Genomic DNA, 1,319 nt, shown 5'->3' with positions numbered 1-1,319 from the left:
GGCTCTTCGGTTTGTGTTATGCAATGGACGGGGGTTATAAGGGATGGAACCCTTATATAGAAAGGCATTTAGCGATTTTTGTCAATTGTTTTTTATCTAGAGCGAACTAATCAATTAAGTCTTTTGCCAGATAAGGATTTAGTCGATTTATGCCCCCCTATCGAACCATAACAAGTAACGAAGAGCCGTGGCTTGTTAACAAGTTTTATCAATCTATTCATAATAAATATTGGCAGAGGATTAAAGATTAGTTATTGTGACTAACTCTTTTGATTAGAAAAAGATAAACTTGATAATCTTCAGTCAAATTTATTGACTCAAAATCAGCTGTACTTAATAATTTAAATGAATCAACCCTACCTACAACCCACACCCAGCCTAGACTTTAATCTCGTTGTCACCCCTGTAGAGAGGAGTCACAATAGACCAAAAGTGCTAGCATGGAGATTAAGCAAATATTTTGTTAAGGAGAGGGCTATGCCTCAATATCTTTCTCCTGGCGTTTATGTTGAAGAAGTACCTTCAGCAGTCAAAGCGATCGCCAGAGTCAGCACCAGCATCCCCGGATTTATTGGCATCGTGCCAGATGAAGTCAATTCGCCATTTGTTGATGTAGTCATCGATGAACCAGTTGGTAAGGGGGATGGAACCAAGAAAGTCTTCAATCTGAGCCGGTATCCAGTCGTGACCGATGCAGGCACCTTTAAAATTAAGGTTAAGGGCAACCCGACCGAGGCAACGCTGTCCAATGACGAGACGAACAAAGTCTCTCAAGTGACCTTTACTAATTCACCAGGCAACGAGGATGCTATCACTGCCGAGGTGGTGATTCGGTAGTAGTGATGGCGGCTTAATCCTTTGCTTTGCTGTGCATTGTAGTCATGGATAAAATACCAAAGGGCTCCCCAACGTGATTCTCCATTTTTTTAGAGAAAGATAGACTCTCTCTCACCAGCCGAGAAATCCTTTGTCGAAAGGTATTATTTAATCTTTCAATAGGATTAGTTTGACCAGTTTCTTGACCGACTGGTCGATGACGTTTACTGGGAATTACTGTCTTATAGTACTCCCAAAAGTCTGTGTAAGCAACTGCACATTGTCGGTCAACGCCTGGTAAACTGACCCCAAAGTTTTTTGGCTGATTGACGACTCCTATCTCCGCGCATAGCAACCAATAATTTCCCTTGTCTTTCTATCAATTAAACGCCAGATATACACCTTTATCGTCTTAGAAAAAACAAAAGACCACATCTCATCACATTCTCTAACCAATTTACCTTTTGGTTTGTCCGAAACCTTAATTTGACGGGGGACAGCCG

Annotated in this window: 1 protein-coding gene and 1 pseudogene; one reads left to right on the top strand and one right to left on the bottom strand. The window is 41.3% G+C overall.

The features are described from left to right. The first annotated feature begins 477 nt into the window (after positions 1-477). On the top strand, positions 478-837 hold the full coding sequence (locus tag PX482_RS13470; RefSeq protein WP_288025191.1) for a hypothetical protein: 360 nt from the start codon (positions 478-480) through the stop codon (positions 835-837). A gap of 32 nt (positions 838-869) precedes the next feature. Here the strand turns inward: PX482_RS13470 and PX482_RS13465 are convergent. Beyond that, positions 870-1,319: pseudogene (locus PX482_RS13465) on the bottom strand (IS1 family transposase); the annotation flags it as partial.

Source organism: Microcystis sp. M53602_WE12 (assembly GCF_030065455.1).
Taxonomy (GTDB): Bacteria; Cyanobacteriota; Cyanobacteriia; order Cyanobacteriales; family Microcystaceae; genus Microcystis; species Microcystis aeruginosa.
The sequence above is the reverse complement of the archived record's forward strand: the minus strand, read 5'-3'. Positions and strand labels throughout refer to the sequence as shown.